Genomic DNA, 493 nt, shown 5'->3' with positions numbered 1-493 from the left:
AGTTATGCCGAAATCTCGGCCGCCGGCGGTGGGATCAAACATACGGTGCGGCACACGCGCGATGCCACAGAGGACGCGCTCTTCGAGTCGGCACGCAAACGTCTGCTCGCCCTGATGCGCGACGGCGTCACTACGGTGGAAATCAAGTCGGGTTACGGCCTCGATCTGCATAGTGAACGCAAGATGCTGCGGGTGGCGCGTCGGCTCGGTGAAGCGCTGCCGGTGACGGTGAAGACAACGTGTCTGGCCGCGCATACGGTCCCCTCGGAGTTCGCGGGCAAGGCCGACGAGTATGTGAACTATGTCTGCTCGGAGATTCTGCCGAAGCTCGCCGAGGAACATCTGGTCGACGCCGTCGATGCGTTCTGCGAGACCATCGCTTTTTCACCGGCGCAGGTCATGCGGGTGCTGCTGCGCGCGCAAAAGCTGAAGTTACCCGTGAAGCTCCACGCCGAGCAACTCTCCCCCCTCGGCGGATCGAGCCTCGCTGCCG

At 63.3% G+C, this 493-nt stretch carries 1 pseudogene; it reads left to right on the top strand.

What is annotated here, in order from left to right:
- A pseudogene (locus CDV44_RS27070) lies at window positions 1–493 on the top strand (imidazolonepropionase); the annotation flags it as partial.

The sequence above is a fragment of the Pandoraea sp. PE-S2R-1 genome, assembly GCF_002179865.1.
Classification (GTDB): domain Bacteria; phylum Pseudomonadota; class Gammaproteobacteria; order Burkholderiales; family Burkholderiaceae; genus Pandoraea.
This window is presented reverse-complemented; position numbering and strand designations above follow the sequence as displayed.